Source organism: Streptomyces fuscichromogenes (assembly GCF_014645815.1).
In the GTDB taxonomy this organism is placed as follows: domain Bacteria; phylum Actinomycetota; class Actinomycetes; order Streptomycetales; family Streptomycetaceae; genus Streptomyces; species Streptomyces fuscichromogenes.
This window is the reverse complement of record NZ_BMML01000126.1, coordinates 1-569: the sequence shown is the minus strand read 5'-3', so window position 1 is coordinate 569 and position 569 is coordinate 1. Positions and strand designations below refer to the sequence as shown.

Here is a 569-nt window from a genome sequence, read left to right as displayed (position 1 = left end):
CGCCCGCTGCCGACCAGCACCGCCCGCCGCTCGAACGTGGACCGCGTCGTCACCAGGGCGCGTGCCACGGCCGCCGGGGTGACAGCGGTATCGGCCTCGACGAACTCGGCGAGCCGGGCGGCCTGTTCACGCAGGGCCTCCTCGGTACGGCCGCTCAGCACCCACGGCACCGGACCGGCACCGTCCCCGGCGTACGGCGCCTCAGCCGCCTCGGCCGCCTCGGCTTCGGGGGCCTGCTCCAGGATGAGGTGGGCGTTGGTGCCGCTGATCCCGAACGACGACACCGCCGCCCGCCGCGGCCGGTCCGCCTCGGGCCAGGGCTGCTCCTCCGTCAGCAGCGACACCGCCCCCGCCGACCAGTCGACGTGCGAGGTCGGCGCGTCCACGTGCAGCGTGCGCGGCAGCACACCCGCCCGCAGGGCCATCACCATCTTGATGACCCCGCCGACCCCGGCCGCCGCCTGCGCATGCCCGATGTTCGACTTCAGCGAACCCAGCCACAAAGGCTGTTCGGCGGTGTGGTCCTGGCCGTAGGTGGCGATCAGGGCCTGCGCCTCGATGGGGTCGCC

The 569-nt window shown here is 74.7% G+C and carries 1 protein-coding gene; it reads right to left on the bottom strand.

What is annotated here, in order from left to right:
- Positions 1-569, bottom strand: a 569-nt coding sequence (locus IEZ11_RS50480) for a ketoacyl-synthetase C-terminal extension domain-containing protein (protein WP_189269865.1), incomplete at both ends; no start/stop codon positions are given.